This is a genomic window from Halanaerobium saccharolyticum, from assembly GCF_003053565.1.
Classification (GTDB): domain Bacteria; phylum Bacillota; class Halanaerobiia; order Halanaerobiales; family Halanaerobiaceae; genus Halanaerobium; species Halanaerobium saccharolyticum_B.
In genome coordinates this window covers 48,962-66,346 of sequence record NZ_QAXS01000012.1, presented here as the reverse complement: position 1 = coordinate 66,346, position 17,385 = coordinate 48,962, and the positions used below count along the sequence as shown (strand labels likewise).

Annotated in this window: 19 protein-coding genes and 1 tRNA gene; 1 reads left to right on the top strand and 19 read right to left on the bottom strand. The window is 37.1% G+C overall.

All coding sequences use genetic code 11. The features are described from left to right. Positions 1–62: 62 nt before the first annotated feature. Genes C8C76_RS06755 through C8C76_RS06735 form a run of 5 tightly spaced genes read right to left on the bottom strand, consistent with a single transcriptional unit; the run spans position 63 to position 4,769 of the window. Positions 63–968: a polyprenyl synthetase family protein gene (locus C8C76_RS06755; protein ID WP_108139910.1), complete on the bottom strand. Its 906-nt coding sequence runs from the start codon at positions 966–968 to the stop codon at positions 63–65. Between the two features lie 2 nt (positions 969–970). Then, complete coding sequence (gene xseB, locus C8C76_RS06750; protein WP_108139908.1) at positions 971–1,261, bottom strand: exodeoxyribonuclease VII small subunit; 291 nt, start codon at positions 1,259–1,261, stop codon at positions 971–973. Then, complete coding sequence (gene xseA / locus C8C76_RS06745) at positions 1,254–2,510, bottom strand: exodeoxyribonuclease VII large subunit (protein ID WP_108139899.1); 1,257 nt, start codon at positions 2,508–2,510, stop codon at positions 1,254–1,256. Before xseA ends, xseB begins: the two co-directional genes overlap by 8 nt. Positions 2,511–2,523: 13 nt before the next feature. After that, positions 2,524–3,939 (bottom strand): NADPH-dependent glutamate synthase, encoded by a 1,416-nt coding sequence (gene gltA / locus C8C76_RS06740; RefSeq protein WP_108139897.1) that lies wholly within the window; start codon positions 3,937–3,939, stop codon positions 2,524–2,526. After that, a complete protein-coding gene (locus tag C8C76_RS06735; protein WP_108139895.1) occupies positions 3,939–4,769 on the bottom strand; it encodes a sulfide/dihydroorotate dehydrogenase-like FAD/NAD-binding protein in 831 nt (276 codons plus the stop codon). The genes gltA and C8C76_RS06735 overlap by 1 nt, the downstream gene beginning before the upstream one ends. A gap of 224 nt (positions 4,770–4,993) precedes the next feature. Between C8C76_RS06735 and C8C76_RS06730 the strand changes: the two genes are divergently transcribed. Then, positions 4,994–5,080: transfer RNA gene (locus C8C76_RS06730), tRNA-Leu, on the top strand. A 325-nt stretch (positions 5,081–5,405) separates the two neighbouring features. Here C8C76_RS06730 and C8C76_RS06725 read toward each other — a convergent pair. The 14 genes from C8C76_RS06725 to C8C76_RS06660 form a co-directional block, all read right to left on the bottom strand. Beyond that, on the bottom strand, positions 5,406–6,608 hold the full coding sequence (locus C8C76_RS06725; protein WP_108139893.1) for a pyridoxal phosphate-dependent aminotransferase: 1,203 nt from the start codon (positions 6,606–6,608) through the stop codon (positions 5,406–5,408). 78 nt (positions 6,609–6,686) lie between these two features. Next, positions 6,687–7,088 carry a transcription antitermination factor NusB gene (nusB, locus tag C8C76_RS06720; protein ID WP_108139891.1) on the bottom strand — a complete coding sequence of 134 codons (402 nt, stop codon included), beginning with the start codon at positions 7,086–7,088 and terminating at the stop codon, positions 6,687–6,689. A gap of 24 nt (positions 7,089–7,112) precedes the next feature. After that, the gene (locus tag C8C76_RS06715; RefSeq protein WP_108139889.1) at positions 7,113–7,349 is read right to left on the bottom strand and encodes a DUF2273 domain-containing protein; all 237 of its coding nucleotides are present in this window, start codon (positions 7,347–7,349) and stop codon (positions 7,113–7,115) included. A gap of 12 nt (positions 7,350–7,361) precedes the next feature. Then, on the bottom strand, positions 7,362–7,901 hold the full coding sequence (gene amaP, locus C8C76_RS06710; protein WP_108139887.1) for an alkaline shock response membrane anchor protein AmaP: 540 nt from the start codon (positions 7,899–7,901) through the stop codon (positions 7,362–7,364). A gap of 32 nt (positions 7,902–7,933) precedes the next feature. Next, on the bottom strand, positions 7,934–8,374 hold the full coding sequence (locus tag C8C76_RS06705; RefSeq protein WP_108139885.1) for an Asp23/Gls24 family envelope stress response protein: 441 nt from the start codon (positions 8,372–8,374) through the stop codon (positions 7,934–7,936). Between the two features lie 29 nt (positions 8,375–8,403). Continuing rightward, positions 8,404–9,531 carry an NAD(P)/FAD-dependent oxidoreductase gene (locus C8C76_RS06700; protein WP_108139883.1) on the bottom strand — a complete coding sequence of 376 codons (1,128 nt, stop codon included), beginning with the start codon at positions 9,529–9,531 and terminating at the stop codon, positions 8,404–8,406. A gap of 25 nt (positions 9,532–9,556) precedes the next feature. Next, on the bottom strand, positions 9,557–10,120 hold the full coding sequence (efp, locus tag C8C76_RS06695; protein WP_108139881.1) for an elongation factor P: 564 nt from the start codon (positions 10,118–10,120) through the stop codon (positions 9,557–9,559). Between the two features lie 131 nt (positions 10,121–10,251). Next, positions 10,252–11,319, bottom strand: coding sequence for a M24 family metallopeptidase (locus C8C76_RS06690; RefSeq protein ID WP_108139879.1), 1,068 nt, complete (start codon positions 11,317–11,319; stop codon positions 10,252–10,254). A gap of 2 nt (positions 11,320–11,321) precedes the next feature. After that, positions 11,322–11,768 carry a type II 3-dehydroquinate dehydratase gene (aroQ, locus tag C8C76_RS06685; protein WP_108139877.1) on the bottom strand — a complete coding sequence of 149 codons (447 nt, stop codon included), beginning with the start codon at positions 11,766–11,768 and terminating at the stop codon, positions 11,322–11,324. Then, the gene (gene aroB, locus C8C76_RS06680; RefSeq protein WP_108139875.1) at positions 11,750–13,351 is read right to left on the bottom strand and encodes a 3-dehydroquinate synthase; all 1,602 of its coding nucleotides are present in this window, start codon (positions 13,349–13,351) and stop codon (positions 11,750–11,752) included. The genes aroQ and aroB overlap by 19 nt, the downstream gene beginning before the upstream one ends. A 20-nt stretch (positions 13,352–13,371) precedes the next feature. Further along, a complete protein-coding gene (locus C8C76_RS06675) occupies positions 13,372–14,763 on the bottom strand; it encodes an O-antigen ligase family protein (RefSeq protein WP_258222436.1) in 1,392 nt (463 codons plus the stop codon). A 111-nt stretch (positions 14,764–14,874) separates the two neighbouring features. Beyond that, positions 14,875–16,203, bottom strand: a complete 1,329-nt coding sequence (locus C8C76_RS06670) for a type II secretion system protein GspD (RefSeq protein ID WP_108139871.1) — start codon at positions 16,201–16,203, stop codon at positions 14,875–14,877. After that, a complete protein-coding gene (locus C8C76_RS06665) occupies positions 16,193–16,924 on the bottom strand; it encodes a hypothetical protein (protein ID WP_108139869.1) in 732 nt (243 codons plus the stop codon). The genes C8C76_RS06670 and C8C76_RS06665 overlap by 11 nt, the downstream gene beginning before the upstream one ends. Continuing rightward, the gene (locus C8C76_RS06660; protein ID WP_108139867.1) at positions 16,925–17,377 is read right to left on the bottom strand and encodes a hypothetical protein; all 453 of its coding nucleotides are present in this window, start codon (positions 17,375–17,377) and stop codon (positions 16,925–16,927) included. It abuts the gene before it with no gap. Positions 17,378–17,385: the final 8 nt, after the last annotated feature.

Sequence of the window (17,385 nt, the reverse complement as noted above, 5' to 3'; positions counted from 1 at the left end):
ATATTTCTAATATTCTTTATTTTGGAACTACTGCTGAGAATACTGTTTGAACTGTATTCTCCTTATTTTTTAAAAATCATTTGCGGAATCTCTGGACGGTTCAGGATGTAATCAACTAAATCCTTTAAGTTTTCTGCTTTATCTCCAAAAATATTTAAAGCTGATTTTGCTTTTTCAGCGTGATCCTGAGCGGCTTTTTTAGCTTTTTTTAGTCCCATAAGTTTGGGATAGGTTGATTTATTCAATTCTTCGTCTCTACCGACTACTTTACCCATTTTTTCGGTCTCTCCAGTAAGATCAAGCAGATCATCAACAATCTGAAATAGAACACCAATATTTTCGGCATATTTTAGTAGTGCGTCTTTCTCAGCTTCTGTATAATCAGAACAATAAAGCCCATTTAAAACTGAAGCTTTAATTAGAGCACCAGTTTTTGCTCGGTGGACTTTCTGCATTTCCGCAAGGCTTAACTCTTTATTTTCAGCCTCCAGATCCAGAACCTGACCTCCAACCATCCCCTGATAGCCTGAGAAACTGGCAGTATTAGCAATTATTTTAATTCTGGCCTCAGGGTCAATTTCAAGTCCAGCTAAAACTTCAAAAGCATAGGTTAAAAGTGCATCTCCAGCTAAAATTGCAGCTGCTTCTCCAAAAACAAGATGGTTTGTCTTCTTCCCCCGCCGCAGCTGATCATCATCCATTGCCGGCAGGTCATCATGAATCAGAGAATAGCTGTGAATCATCTCCAGGGCTGAACCAGCTTTAAGAGCAGCCTGATAATTACCAGCAAGTAATTCCACAGTTAAAAGTGATAAAACCGGCCTAATCCGCTTACCACCTGAGAGCAGGGTATACTTCATAGCCTCAGTTAAGTGGGGCGCTATTTCTCCATTTAAATTCATCAGTTCTTCTAGATTGGCTTCTACTTCTGCTGCTTTCACCTTCAAAATATCTTTTATGGTCTGCAAGTCTAATCCTCCTCAATCTCAGAATCAAAGGGAACTTCCTCTGTGAATTGATCATCATCTTTAAGCATTAATTCAATCTTTTTTTCAGCCCCGTCCAACTTTTGATGACAGAATTTAAGCAGCTTCATTCCCTGGCTGAATTCAGCAAGAGTCTTATCCAGAGATAAACCGCCTTTTTCCAGGTCCTCTACAATTTTTTGGAGATTTTCCAGAGCTGTTTCGAAATCAAGATTTTCAGCTTCAATTGCTTCCAGATTTTCATTAAATTCAATTTCTTTTTTATCTTTACTCATCTATATCACCAACTTTTCTACTAGCTTTTACTTCCAGATCTAAAAGTCCATCACTCAGACGGGCCTGCAGCTTATCTCCCTGATCAATCTGCTCTACTGAGCTGACTGTCCGCTCAGCCTGATCCTGAAGAATCGCATAACCGCGGTCCAGAGTTTTAAGCGGGCTTAAATTATTAAGCCGCTGATATAAGAGCTGGTATTTATTTTCCCAGTCATTATATTTCCTTTCAATCTGATGATTTAATTTTGTTTCTAAACTGTCAAGTTCCTGTTCATAATCTCTAAAAAGCTCTTCCGGCGAAGAAAAAATTCTGCGCTCAGAAAGATTCTGCAGTTTATTTTTTAGCTCCCTGACTCTGCCAGCACCGCTGTTTAAAAGCCTCTGAGATAGATTATCGAGTCTATTTAAAATTTCTTCTCGGTTGGCAGTTGCCAGCTCTGCTGCAGCAGAAGGAGTAGGTGCTCTCAGGTCAGCTACAAAATCTGAGATAGTAAAATCAGTCTCATGACCGACACCACTGATTACAGGCAATTTAGAATTATATACTGCCCGGGCCACCTCTTCTTCATTAAAGGGCCAGAGGTCTTCAATCGAGCCTCCACCCCGGCTGATAATAATCAGGTCAATATCATCGCGGCTGTTTAAATATTCAATCCCGGCTGTAATTTCACCCTTAGCCAGATCTCCCTGGACATGAGCCGGAACTATCAAAACAGAAAAATTGCCAGAGCGCCTTTTCATCACTGAAAGAATATCTCTGATTGCTGCCCCGGTAGGAGAAGTTACAATTCCAATTTTGCTGGCCAGAAATGGAATTTCTTTTTTCTTGCTCTCTGCAAAAAGACCTTCCTTTTCCAGTCGGGCCTTTAATTTTTCAAAAGCCTCGTAAAGTTTTCCCTTACCTGCCTTTTCCATCTCCCGGGCATAAAACTGATATTCTCCCCGCTGGGCATAAATATCTAGATTACCTCTGGCCTCAACCTGCATTCCTTCCTCCGGCTCAAAGTCCAGAGAAGAATTGTAACCCTTAAACATTACAGTTTTTAGCTGTGAGTTCTTATCCTTCAGGGTAAAATACATATGACCTGAACTGTGGTGGTAAAAATTTGAAATCTCACCACTAATCCAGAAGTCAGAAAGAAGAGCATCTTCTTTAATTAAAGCCTGAAGATACTCTGTGATTTCCTGAACTGTATAGATCTTTTTTTCTTTTTTTGAAAATAGATTATCCTGATATAAATCTGACATAAAATCAACCACTCTATTTTTTAGATTTCTCTAGCAAATAATTCTTGATATTTTCAGCTGCTGTTTTGCCGGCACCCATCGCCTTAATTACAGTAGCAGCTCCAGTAACAACATCTCCACCAGCATAAACACCTTCGCGGCTGGTCTGCTGATCGTCGTTGACTTCAATTCCACCCCAACTTTTAGTTTTTAAATCTTTGGTATTGGAAGTTAAAAGTGGGTTTGGATTCTGACCGATAGCAATGATTACTGTATCCAGGTCCAGCATCCAGTTAGAGCCTTCTATCGGAATCGGGCGCCTTCTGCCGGAATCATCTTTTTCACCGAGCTTCATCTGCTGGCATTCCATCCGGGCAACTCTGCCGTCTTCTCCATGAATTGCAACCGGATTATTTAAGAGTTTAAACTCAATTCCCTCTTCCTGAGCATGATGAATTTCTTCACTGCGGGCAGGCATCTGCTCTTCAGCTCTTCTGTAAACTATGTATACATCTTCTGCTCCCAGTCTTTTAGCTGTTCTGGCAGCATCCATAGCCACATTTCCTGCTCCTACAACAGCAACTTTATCGCCAACCACAACCGGAGTCTTGTATTCCGGATATTTAAAGGCCTTCATTAAATTAACTCTGGTTAAAAACTCATTGGCAGAATAAACTCCATTTAAGTTCTCACCAGGAATATTTAAGAATCTAGGCAGACCGGCACCAACACCAATAAATACTGATTCATATCCCTTAGCAAAGAGTTCGTCAACTGTAATCGACTTACCTACTACAACATTCAACTGAATATCGACACCCAGTTCTTTGATTGCTTCAACTTCCTGGTCAACAATTTTTTTGGGCAGTCTGAATTCTGGAATTCCATAACGCAGAACTCCACCTGTCTCGTGCAGCGCCTCAAAAATCGTAACATCAAGTCCGTATTTAGCAAGGTCAGCCGCTGCAGTTAATCCAGCTGGTCCGGCACCAATTACAGCTGCTTTTCTACCTTCTAATTCGGGTACCTTCATCTTTTCTAATTCTGCTGCAGATGATTTATCACTGCCGCGCTCCATATTATAATCTGCAACATAACGCTCCAGACGGCCGATAGCTACCGGCTCATTTTTAATGCCCATCACACAGACATTTTCACACTGCTCTTCCTGAGGACAGACTCGACCACAGACTGCAGGTAAATTGTTCTTGCTTTTTAATATCTGACCGGCTTCTTCAACATCTCCATCAATTACTGCCTGAATAAACTGAGGAATTGGTACATGGACCGGACAGCCTTCTACACAGGGCTGGTGCTTGCACTGCAGGCATCTTTCTGCCTCAACAACTGCTTCATCATCACTGTAGCCAAATGGAACCTCATTAAAATTCTTAATTCTCTCTTCTGGCGCCTGTTCTTTCATCGGCGTCTTCTTTTTCTGTAAAGCCATTACTTATCCTCCTCGACTGCTGTATCATGAACTAAATCTTCCTCATTCTGATAAAAGTTAAGTCTGTTCATCAATTCTTCGAAATCAACCTGATGGGCATCAAAAGCAGGACCATCAACACAAGTAAACTTTCTTTCTCCACCTACAGTTACCCGACAGGCACCACACATTCCTGTTCCATCAACCATAATTGTATTTAAGCTGACTATTGTTTTTATTCCATATTCTTTTGTCATATCAGCAACTGCCTTCATCATTGGTACCGGACCAATAGCAACCACTAGATCGATGTCATCTTCTTTTTCCATTAGATCCTTTAATATATCAGTTACATAACCGTGATGACCATAACTGCCGTCATCAGTTGCAATAAATAATCTGTCACTATACTTCTCTAATTCTTCTTCTAAAATAATTAAATTTTTGGTTCTAGCTCCGGTAATACTGATTACTTCAGCACCCTGCTCATAAAAACCTCTAACTTTCGGATATAAGAGAGCTGTTCCTGACCCTCCACCAAGTAAAACTACTTTTTCGTAGCCTTCCAGATCAATATGGTGACCTAAAGGACCAACTATATCCTGAATCTGATCTCCTTTATCCATTTTACCTAATAATTTGGTTGAATAACCAACCTCCTGAAAAATAATAGAGATCACACCGGTCTCGCGGTCATAGTCTGCAACAGTCAGCGGAATCCGCTCACCCTTCTCATCTACTCTCAATATGATAAAATTACCGGGCTTTGTTTTCTCGGCAATCATTGGCGCCTTGACCTTTAACTTTGTAATTGTTGGTGCCAGAACTTCCTTTTCTAAAATTTCGTACATAATTTACCTCCTGAATTTTAAAAACTTGAGCAAAAAAATCCTGCTTCTATACTTTATTCTTTAACAGTTCCCTTAATTCCTCCTTAATTTTAGAATTAATTCGAACTGGAGTCAAGTTATTTTTTTCTTAAAGTCTCTACTGTAATTTTTTATTAAGATAAACAATATTTGAAAAAAGTCTCTTGACAAACATAAATATTTAAGTTAAAATATTATTTGTCAGTGCGAAAGTGGCGGAACTGGCAGACGCGCTAGGTTCAGGGTCTAGTGGTCTCACGACCGTGAGGGTTCGAATCCCTCCTTTCGCACCAGTTAATATAGCAGTGATAAGAGCCTTTTTTAGGGCTCTTTTTTTATTTGCTATAAAATAGACTCTAATGCTAGTTGCCTGCGAGCTGCCTGCGAAGCAAAATTTTTAATGCTATTTTATCTACATTAGTATAGTACAGTTTACTATATATTTGCTATTAATGCAAAAGAAAGACCAGCTCAATGGCTGGGAGATTTAATCTTAAAATTTTAATTCCTCCATAAATAACAAAAAACCTCCAGAGTTTTCACCCCAGAGGTTAAATAATAATCTAAATATATACTACTAAAGTCCTTCGCATTACTATATCCAAAATCAAAATATAACTAAGCTTCAAGACTTTCTACAAAATCTTTGATCCTTTTAATACCCTCTTCAATTCGCTCTTCTCCTAAAGCAAATGAGATGCGAACAAAATCATCCATTCCAAAAGCTATGCCGGGTACCACTGCTACTTTCTTTTCCTGTAAAAGCAGATCAGCAAAAGAAAGTGAGCCATCAATCTTATCATCTTTAATCTTTCTGCCCTTTAGTTTTGAAATATCAATAAAGAAATAAAAAGCTCCTGCCGGTTTGATAGCCTTCAGCCCTTTTATCTCAGCCAGCAGTTCAGCCGTCAGATCTCTCCGCTGCTGATAAACATCTCTGCGCTCTTTAATAATCTCTTTCAGCTGATCATTGGCCAGCGCTTTTGCACTTGCATACTGAGCAATAGTATTTACATTGGAGGTGGTGTGGCTCTGAATTTTAGCCATATTTTTAATCCACTCTTGATTTGCAAAGCCAAAACCTACCCGCCAGCCGGTCATCGAATATGACTTAGACATTCCATTAACTACTAATAATTTATCCTTTAGCTGTGGAAAAAGTTCAATCATTGATTTAAATTCTTTGTTGTCATAAAGCAGCTTATCATAAATTTCATCACTAATAATAAATATATCCCGCTCAATTAAGACTCCAATTAGTTCCTCAAGTTCTGAGGCAGAATAAAAATGACCATCAGGATTTGAAGGTGAATTGATAATGACTGCCTTAGTATTTTTTGAAATTGCATTTCTTAATTCTTCCGCTTTTACTTTAAACTTGTTTTCAGCTTTAGTTTCAATTAAAACTGGCTTACCACCTGCAAGTTTAACTAACTCCGGGTAGGAAACCCAGTACGGCTTGGGAATCAAAACCTCATCTCCCTCTTCTAAAATAGCTGAGAGACCGTTAAAAAGAACCTGTTTACCACCATTACAGACAATTACTTCATCTGTTGAATACTGATGTGAATAATCAGCAGCAAATTTAGTAACTGCCGCTTCTTTTAATTCCGGTAGACCTGAAGCAGAAGTATAGCCTGTATAGCCTTTTTTCATTCCTTCGACTGCTGCCTCTTTAATAAAATCTGGTGTCGGAAAATCAGGCTCTCCCGCACCAAAACTGACCACATCTTCTCCTGCTGTTGTCAATTTATTGGCCGCTGTACTGACAGCAATTGTTTTTGACTCTTCAATTTTTGCAATTCTTGCTGAATAATCCATCTTCACACCCCATTAACTTATTTCTTTGATTGAACCTGGCACCTAAATCGTTTTATTGAACCAGGTCCAAAAAAATTTTTAAGCAAATTTAGACAGTATTCCGTTTATAAATGATGGTGAACTATCATCTGCATATTTTTTTGCAATTTTTACTGCTTCATTAATCGCAACTTTTACCGGGATTTCATGCTGAATCTCATAGGCAGCAATTCTTAAAATATTCCTGTCAATTGCCGGCATCCTTTCGATATTCCAGTTAATTGCATACTGGTCAATCTGAGCATCTAAGAGCTCAAGTTCCATAATAATGCCCTCCAGAAGCTCTTCAGCATATAAATCATCAGCCAGAGCACCTTTTTCATTCATAAAATCTCTGTAGCTCTTTTTTGAGTTTTCAAGGTCAAGCTTTTTTCTGATATCCAGTCCATAAAGAATCTGTAAAACCCAGATCCTCTGTTTATGTCTCGAAACATTTTGCATAAAGAAAATACCTCATTTCTAACTCTATTTAAATCTTTCTGGAATAATTCTTAGTATAAAATCTTTCAAATCTTCTTCAAAACGCCAGCGTGATCCTACATAATAGCCAACTAAAGTGGTTATAAAGAGCAGCAGAGTTTTAAAGAAACCAATGGTTAAGATCAAAACTCCAATAATTAAGCCGATTAAAGCTCCACATATTTTTTTGCAGTTAAGATAAATAAATTGAATTAGCTCTTCTTTAAGTTGATTTTTATCCATTTATTGACCACCTCATTCTACTTCTTCAGGCAGTTTGTTATCTTTGCGCACATCATCAATTCTTATTTGAACCTTCTCTACCTGAATGCCTGTGGTCTGCTTAATATAGCTCTTTAAGTCGTGTTGAATGCTCTCGCTAATAGCTGGTAAATCACCGGGCACTGTTAACTTTCCACTTAATATAATTTTTAAGCCCTCTTCTTTTTCTTCAAGTTTGATTTTAATATCATCAAATCTCTGTTTTTCCTTAACTCGATCTTTAATCAGGTTCGAAAGGGCGGAAATAGTGATTGTAATATCTCCAGACTCTGAACTCAACAACCTGGTTGATTTGAATTTCCGATCGGTAAAGTAAGGATAGATTACAAAAAGAGCCATGATTAAAAAGGCAAGATAGACCACTGCTGCCTGCCAGTTATTATAGCTTGCAGAAATTAGATCGGGAATAAAATTCATTGATAAAAGCCCAAAACTATATAGAGAAAGAGTAATTGTTAAAACGATAAGAATTAAAGCGATTAAAAAGGAAAATATATTTTGTATAATTTTCATGGCTTAACCTCCAATCATTTTTAGAGAAGAATTTATTCTTCGTCTTCTACTTCCTCTACTTTATTTTCAGCTTCTTTCTGTTCTTCCTCCGGAAAGTTAACTCCCTGTACATGAACATTAACTGCCTTAACATCCAGGCCAGTCATTCCCTCAATTGCCTGTTTTACATTATCCTGAATCTTCCAGGCTACATCCGGAATAGAATTACCATATTCTATAATTACATAAACATCTACAGAAGCTGTTTCATCAGCAACTTCTACTTTAACACCTTTGCTGAGGCTTTTTCGCCCAAGCATATCAGCGATTCCACCTGCAAGGCCACCACTCATTCCAGCTACACCTTCAACTTCAGTTGCTGCCAGGCCGGTAATTATCCCCACAACTTCGTCAGCAATTTTTATGCTTCCTTCGTCAACCTTCTCCGCTTCTTCTTTTTCTGCTTTAATATCTTTAATTTCTTCTTCACTCATGATTTAACCTCCTTCTATTTACTAGATAATTATTTTTTAATATCAGCCAGCAGTTGGTTTTGTTCTGAATACTGACCAACAATTAAAGCTCCAATTTTTTCTTCCTTGTTTTTAATTACTTTTACATAACTTTCATTATCTGCCAGAACTTCTTCCTCGTAATCCCCATCTTTATTTAATTCTCCCAGAGAAACCACATTAATTCCAGCAACCTTTAGTTTGTGAGAAGGCACATAGCCGTCAAATTCAGCCTGGCCACCACTCATTACCGTTCCAGCTACTCTTCCCTGGGCTAGAGAAGGAGGCCAGATACCATAAATTTTATCTTTAAATTCTGCCACATCACCGGCAGCATAAATATCAGGATTAGAAGTCTGCATTTTGCTGTCAACTAAAATACCTTTGTTTTTATCAATATTCAGATTTTCAACCAGAGAAGTATTTGATCTTACCCCGGTCGAAATTAAAACTAAATCAGCTTCAATTTCACGGTCTTCCAGGATAACTTTCTCTACACTCTTTTCTCCATTAAAACCCTTAGTTGCAGCATCTGTTACTACTTTAACATTATTCTGCTTCAGTTTCTCTTCCAGCAGATCCCCACCTCTTTGATCAAGCTGCATTGGGAGCAGATAGGGTGCAACTTCTAAAACTGTCGTATCCAGGCCGGCCTTAGCAAAATTATAGGCTATTTCCAGGCCTAAAAGTCCTCCACCTACCACAACAGCTTTTTTAGCTTTTTCTGCTGCCTGATTAATTTCTTTCAAATCAGCTGCAGTTCTTAAGGTGAAAATATTATCCAGATCAACACCAGAAAATGGAGGAACAAAACAGTGAGAACCATTTGCCAGCAGTAATTTATCGTATGTATACTGATCTTTTTTGCTTTTTAAAAGCTTATTCTGACTGTCAATTTCAATAATCTCTTCATTAAGATGAAGTTCAATATTGTTTTCTTCAAACCACTTTTGATCATTGATAATAATATCTTCTACTTCAACCTCACCTGAAAGACACTCTATCAGACGTGGTCTATAATAAAAAGGATATTTTTCATCTGTAAAAATTGAAATCTGATCTTCACTTTTTCGATTTTTAAGAATCTCCTTTGCTGCAGAAACTCCTGCAGCTCCAGCCCCAATGATTAAATAATCCATCAAAAAATTCCCCCTTCAAAAGTATTTAGCTGTTTGCTCTTTCGATATATTCGTTGCTGCGGGTATCTATTTTTAAAATATCTCCTTCTTCAATGAATAAAGGAACCTGTACAACCAGACCTGTTTCCATTGTAGCAGGTTTGCTGCCTCCAGAAACAGTATTACCTCTAATATTCGGCTGAGTATCTTCTACAATTAACTCAACAAAAGTTGGCAGTTCTATATCAATCGGACGTCCCTGATAAACAGCTATATCAAGTTCCATATTTTCCTTCAAATATTTAACCTTATCTCCCAGCTGTTCTTCACTGAGATGAAACTGTTCGTAAGTATCATTGTCCATAAAAATATAGTCACTACCATCCCAGTATAAAAACTGCATCTTCTTTTTTTCAACATGGGCGGTTTCTACTTTTTCTCCCGCCTTAAAAGTCTTATTAATTGTGTAACCCTCTTCAACATTTCTTAATTTAGTTCTAACAAATGCGCTGCCTCTGCCGGATTTTGAATGTTGAAATTCTATTACCTGATAAACCTCTCCATCCAGCTCTATTGTTAAACCAGTATTAAAATCATTTGTTGAAATCATTTAAAGCACCTCCACTATTTTTTACTGCAGTTCAATTATAGCAGAAATTAGCTTTTTAAACAAATTATTGGGCTTTAAGTTCAGTGTTTTGGCTGAATGAGAGTTTAATAAGCTTTACTGATCGGCTATATTTATAAAATTATCAATTCCTTGGGGGCTGCATTTAAGACCTCACAGCCATTTTCAGTGATTAAGAGGTCGTCCTCAATTCTTACTCCTCCAAGCCCTGAAATATAGATCCCGGGCTCATCTGTGACCACCATGCCCGGTTTCAAGTTGTCTTCCGAGGTATAGGAAACTCGCGGACCCTCATGAATTTCAAGTCCAACTCCGTGACCCAGACCGTGACCAAAGTTATCTCCATAACCGGCTTCTTTGATTAAATCTCTGGCAATCTTATCTGCTTCCACACAGCTCATACCTGCTTTGATCTCGGAAATTACTTTCTTTTGGGCTTCTAAAACAAGCTGATAGATTTCTTTTAATTCCGAAGCCGGCTCCCCAACAGCAACTGTCCGGGTGATATCTGAATGATATCCCTGATAAACAGTGCCAAAATCAATGGTTACCAGATCTCCTTTTTCTATCAGTTTATCTGAGGCGACACCATGCGGCAGAGCTCCCCTTTTACCAGAAGCCACTATAAAATCAAAGGCATTGGCCTCCCCACCATTTCTTTTCATAAAAAATTCCAGCTCCAGGGCAATTTCTTTCTCACTTTTACCCACTTCAATAAAATCAAGTAAAAACTGGAATCCCTGATCCGCAATTTCTACTGCTTTTTTTATTTTTTGAATCTCACTTGAATCCTTAATCATTCTTAAACTTTCAACAACTGATTCAACTGGATTAAGATTTTCTAATTCCAGTTTTTCTTTTAACTGCTGATATGTTTTAAAGTTGAGATCCTGGCTTTCAAAACTTAAATTTTTTATTTTTTTTCTTTTTAACAATTCTGCAAAACCTTTAATAAAATTGCTGCTTATTTCTTCGATTACACAGCCATCTGTCTGATCTGCTGCCTGATCCAGATAGCGAAAATCTGTAATAAAAATACTGTCTTTTTCGGTAATCAGAAGTTTACCTGCGGTTCCGGTAAACTGACTTAAATAGCGAACATTTTCTTTTTTAGTAACTAAAAAAGCCTCTATATTTTTTTCTTTCATTTTTTCTCTGAGCTTATTTATTCTTTTCTCCATAACTAATATTTCTCCTTTCTTAATACCTCTTTTATTCCATCCAGAGCCAGCAGATATCCCTGTACTCCGAGACCGGTAATCTGACCAACAGCCGCCCCTGCCGTAATTGATTTTTTCCTAAATTCTTCCCGGCGGTGAATGTTGCTGATGTGGACTTCAATCACCGGCAGCCTTACAGAAGCCAGAGCATCTCTTAATACCACACTTGTATGAGTCAGCCCGCCTGGATTAATGATTACTCCATCCAGTTTTTCGTAATTTTGATGCAGATAATCAACAATTTCTCCCTCGTGGTTACTCTGCATGATTTCTATTTCTAAATTAATTTCTTCTGCTTTAGTCTTTAAATCTTCATTCAACATTTTTAAGTTAGTTGTCCCATAAATTTCTGGTTCTCTTAAACCCAGCATATTTAAATTTGGTCCATGAATTACAGCCACTCTCTGCATAAATATTCCTCCATGTATTTTTGAATATTTTTGTGATCAAATCTATCACTTAAATAAGTATCTCCAAGATCATTAATTAAAACCCACCACATTTTATTATCACTAATCTTTTTATCATGGGCAATATAGGAAGCAAGTTCTTCGGCTTCAATAGTTTCTGAAGGGAAAAGCTGATAGTCAAAAGCCTGAATCAGGCTGATAATTTTGTGAAAAGCTTCCTCATTTAATTTTCCAATTTTATGAGATAAAAAGGCCGTAAAAGCAATTCCCATTACTACTGCCTCACCGTGTTTGTATTTGAACTTTTCCGCTCCTTCTACTGCATGGCCGAAGCTGTGGCCCAGATTAAGTTTTTTTCTTAATCCCCTGTCTTTAACATCTTCACTGACATAATAATCCTTCATCTCGAGAGAAATTTTTGAAATCTCCAGCAGGATATCCTGATCTAAATTAAGAATTTTTTCTTTATTGTCAGCTAAAATCTCAAACAGCGGACTGCCGCCAAGGACAGCATATTTAATAACTTCGCCGAGTCCTGATTTTATTTCTCTAATATCCAGAGTTTCAAGCCACTGCAGCTGATAATAGACCAAATCTGCCTGATAAAAGCTGCCGATTAAATTTTTGGTCTCTCTAAAATTAACAGCTGTTTTGCCGCCAACACTGCTGTCAAGCTGAGATATTAAGGTTGTAGGCATCTGGATCAGTTTTAATCCTCTTAAATAGGTGGATGCAATTAGACCTCCCAGATCACCAATAGTGCCGCCACCAAATGCAATTACATAATCAGAGCGGCTGAAATTATTTTCATATAAAATATCATATGCCTTTTTTAGATACTGAAGATCTTTTATCTGTTCTCCAGCTTCAAGTTCTAATTTAATCAACTCAGCTTTTTCTTCCATTAAATTAATAATTGGCTCAGCATGATTATCCATTACTATTTGATCAGCCAGCAAAAATACTTTCCGACCCCTGATCAACTCCAAAATTTTACTAAAACTGCTCTGCTTAAACTTCTGATCAATCAGCACCGGGTAGGAAGAATCCTGGGCTTTAATTTCAATTTTTAATTTTTGATCGGGCAGCTCGGCTAAAATCAAATCAACAATCTCTGCTGCCGAATAGCGGTCACTGTCAAAGTGAGTCGGGATCTGCTGATAATATTTTTTCCTTTCAGTTAAAAGTGAATTAATTTTTGCCAGCGGATTATCAACTTCGAGCAGAGGTCTAATTATCTGATCACTATTATTTCTCCTTAAAACCTCTTCTGCACTGACATCAAGACAGAAAACTTCTGCCTGCTCCAGCATTAACTGCCGCAGCTCGTCATTTAAAACTGCTCCTCCACCTGGAGCCAGAACCAGATCCTGCTTAGAACTCAAAAGCTCAGAAATAACTTCTTTTTCAACTTTTCTAAAATAATCCTCACCTTTAACAGAAAAAATCTCTTCAATACTCATTTTTTCTCTAGCTTCAATTAAATCATCACTGTCATAAAAATTTAAATTCTTTTTATCGGCCAGCATTTTGGCCACAGTGGTCTTTCCTGCTGTCATAAAACCGGTTAAAACAATTTTCATCTACTACTCTCCTCCTCAAACTAATCATCTTTAAAATTTATAATATATGCTCCAGCAAAACCAAGAATGGTCCAGAATACGGGAGCTACTGTAACAACACTTATATTTAATACTGCCTGAAGTGCATAGGCAAGTATAGAAAAAAACAGAGTTAATTTAATAAATTCCTTGAGTCCTTCTTTCTGCTCGAGCTCAATTTTTTGCACCGCTTTTGGCCGCAGCTGGTATAAAATATATGCAATTAGGGCTAAATAAATTATTAAAGCAGGTATTCCTGCCGTTACCCCAAGCTGAAGATATTCTGAATGTGCTTTATCAACTATCTGATTTTTACTGCCGGCAAATTCTCTGTATTTCTGCTGGGGAAATACTTCAGCAAAATTATCAGGTCCAGCTCCCAGGATTGGATTTTCAAGCAGCAGCGGTAGAGAATTTTTATAGATGAAGATTCTATTTGACCCCACCCTATCTATTTCTTCCTCTTCAGCTGAAGAAAGATCCTGCAGATCATGGAAAATGCTGATAAACCTGAGCCCGGTTAAGCCGCCGTGAAAAGAATTCAAAAAGATAGTTATCAAAATGAAAATAAGAAGCAGTTTAAGAATTTCTTTTTTCTTCTGCTTAAGATAATCAAAAAGTAATATAACTGCCGCTGTTACTGTTAGAAAAAAACCAAGCCAGGCACCTCTGGTTGCTGTACTCAATAAAAAGGCATATACCAGGGAGCTGCCGGCAAAAGCTGCACTTTTATAACTACTCTTTTTTAAAACCAGGTAGAGCAAAATAAAGGTGGGCAGAACTAGAACAGAAAAACTGGCTGCAAAATTAGGATTGCCAAAAGTAGCAAAGGCTCGGTACCAATTTTCTCTTAAAGGATCTCTTTTAATAAAGTCAAAACCAAAATACTGCAGCAGACCATAAACTGATAAAACTGCCGCAGAACCCCAGATTAAATAGGCATAGATCTTAAAGTAATTTAATTTTCTTACCAGATTTGCAGTTAAAAAACTGAAAAAAAGATAGGCTGCCAGGGCAATAAATCCCTCCCAGCGATAAATTCTCCCATTCAAAGCTGTAAATGGATCAACAGCAAAATAGGTTGAAAATGAAAACAGAATAAAAAGTGAAAAAATAAGATAATTAAAGACATTATTTTTAATATTATCCTGATTTTTAATTATATAGATCAGAAATAGGATCAGCAAAATAAAAGCACTGTAAGTTAGAATTTTTAAACGGGGAAAATAAATATTATCAAAGCGCAGCAGCTGATAGTTATTATCCGCCCCCTTAAAAAGCTGAAATTCCTGATAAAAGGGTAAATAGGCAAATAATATCAAAAAATTGGCAGAGAAAATCAGATAGATAATTATATTTTTTAGATTTATCTTTTTATCAATTTTAGTCAGCAATCTGATCAGCTGCCTTTCATAATTATCTTTAAATTTTAATAAAAGCAGTTTTTAAAAGAAAATTCAGGGTTTCCCCTGAATTAAAATTCTCTAAAAAATACAAATATCCTTTTATTTATTTAAAATTTCTTCTAATTCTTCTGCAGTCAGTGTTTTAAACTCTCTATATGTTTTATTCTCCTTTTCCCCTTTAATCTCCTCTTTTTGACTGCTGATTTTTTTAACATTTTGACTGGAAACTGCCTCATCCTTCTCTGCCGGGCTCAATTTGTTTTCCGTTTCTATGATTTCGGGAGTAATAAAAATTATTAGTTCTGTTTCTATATCTGTATTTTCTGAGGCCGAAAATAAGGCTCCAAGCAGCGGCAGATCGGCAAGAATTGGAACTTCTCTGATTGTTTTTAACTCATCTTTTTTAATTAAGCCACCTATTGCCAGGGTTTCTCCATTTTCTAAAATTACTGTAGTTTCAGCACTGCGCGAATTTACTGCCGGCAGTCCATCAGCCAGAATCTGACCGATACTATTTACAGAAGGCTTGATTTCTAAAAGCACCTGCTTTTGATTGATGATCTTTGGCAGAAATTCGAGTACAATACCGGCTTCAATATAACTGATCGTGGAAACAGTTTTATCAGATTCAACTCTTTCCAGCTTGACTGGAATCTGATCACCAATCACCAGTTTTGCTTTCTTTCTGTCCAGGGTCATTAAACTGGGATTGGCCAGGATATTGGACAGACCTTTTTCATTGAGTGCCTTAAGGGTTTCTGGCCAGCCAGGCTTTAATTTTTCTATGTTTCCTGCGTCATCTTTAATGATCTTTAATTCAGAGAGCTGATTGGGATTGATGCCCAGCTCTTTAATCTTTGTCCTGCTTATTTCTTCAATTCGAGCTTTGATCATAATTTGTTTTTGCGGCTGATCTATCTGGCTGATTATCTTTTCCAGCTCATTTAAATCCTCTTCCTGACAGTTAACAAGCAGTCCCTCACTATTTAAATCAATAACTTTGATTTCTTCAAAGTTCTTTTTTAGGATTTCAGCCGCCAGCTCAGAACTTAAATTTTGAAATTTATATTTTTTACTGACAACTTTTTTCTTATCTGCGGCCATTTTTTCACTGGTGCTGACATAAATGATTTCGTTCTGACTGCTGTAGTCAAGATTAAAACTGTCAGTAATTAAGTTCAGAGCATTTTCAAAAGGAATATCATTAAAAATGACGGTAATTTTACCTTTAACCGAGCTGTCACAGATTAAATTTTTTTCAGCTGTATTTGCCAGCATGATTAAGGCTGTTTCCAGTTCTACATCTCTTAAGTTAATTGAAATTAATTCAGTTTCAGCTGCAGTTTCCGCTCTAACAAAAGCAGAGAGCAGCAGAAGTATAATTAACATAATTGATATCTGAAGCAGTTTTAGTACTTTATTTTTCATTTTTTCCATCCTCCCAGAGCTTAATAACTCGTTCTGCCTGCTGATAACTAATTATTATCTCCTTATTTTGAATCTCTTTAATCGTAAACTGACCAATCTTATCATTTTCACTTTTAACAACAGTCTGCCCCTGATAGAGAAAAAGAACCGCTGAATTATTATTCTGCCTGATAATTCCCAGCAGTTTAAAGGGAAGCTGCAGTCTATCTATATTCAATTTGTTTTCAGCAGCAGCTTGATTTTCACTGCTCTGATCAGGCTTTAATTCTGAGTCTTTTGGATTCTTCTGCTGCAGCTTATTATCTCGAGCAGTTTTTTTAATTAAATCGCGGGCAATAATATTTTTTTCTAAATCTATCAGCTCAGCGGGATAAATATTTTTTTTCTGCTCTTTCCCTTCTGCTGCCGCCTCTTTTTGCCCGCTGCTGGAATCTGAATCTCCTTTAAATGGATCTTTAATTTCACTAATTAGTGCTATTTTACTAACTGCAGCTTTGGCTTCTCTGCTTTCCTCCACAGTTTCTTCTTTTCTTACTACTTTTTCATTTTTTTCTGAAGCTTTTTCTCCTTTAAAAAGAAGTTCAGCTTCAGCCTCTTCAGGCTTTTGATGAATCTCAGTCAGTTTAACTTCGGAAGTCTTAATGTAGGCAGAAAATACTACTAATAGTAAAAGAACAGTTAGAAGTAGAATTATTTTTTTGTTTTTCAATAATTTTTCCATCTATATCAGCTCATTTTTTAATTTTACAAAGAAAAACAGCTTTCTGCTGTCATCCTCGATTTTGAACTCAGCAATCTCCAGAAACTTTAATTCAGTCTCTAAATAATAGATAAAGCTGAGAATTGATTTGAATTCTCCCTGCAGATTTAAATTAAGTTCATTTTCTCCACTGCTGAAATCAATAAGTTCCAGGTCATAAAGCTTGAGCTCTGCCAGTATCTGAGCAGTAGAGTCTTTTAAATTATATTTTTGTTCTCTAGCTGGAGTCTTTTCTGAGCTCTCTGCTGAAGTATATTTATTCTCTAATATAAGAATCTGTTTCTGCTGGGCTTCAATTTTACTCTCCAGATTTCTCCTTACTGCAAGCTGCTCTCTACTTTTCCCAAACTGCATAAATAAGAGCAAGCCGAGCAGGAAAACTGCCGAAATAATCACAAGCTTTTTTCTGTTCATCCTTTACC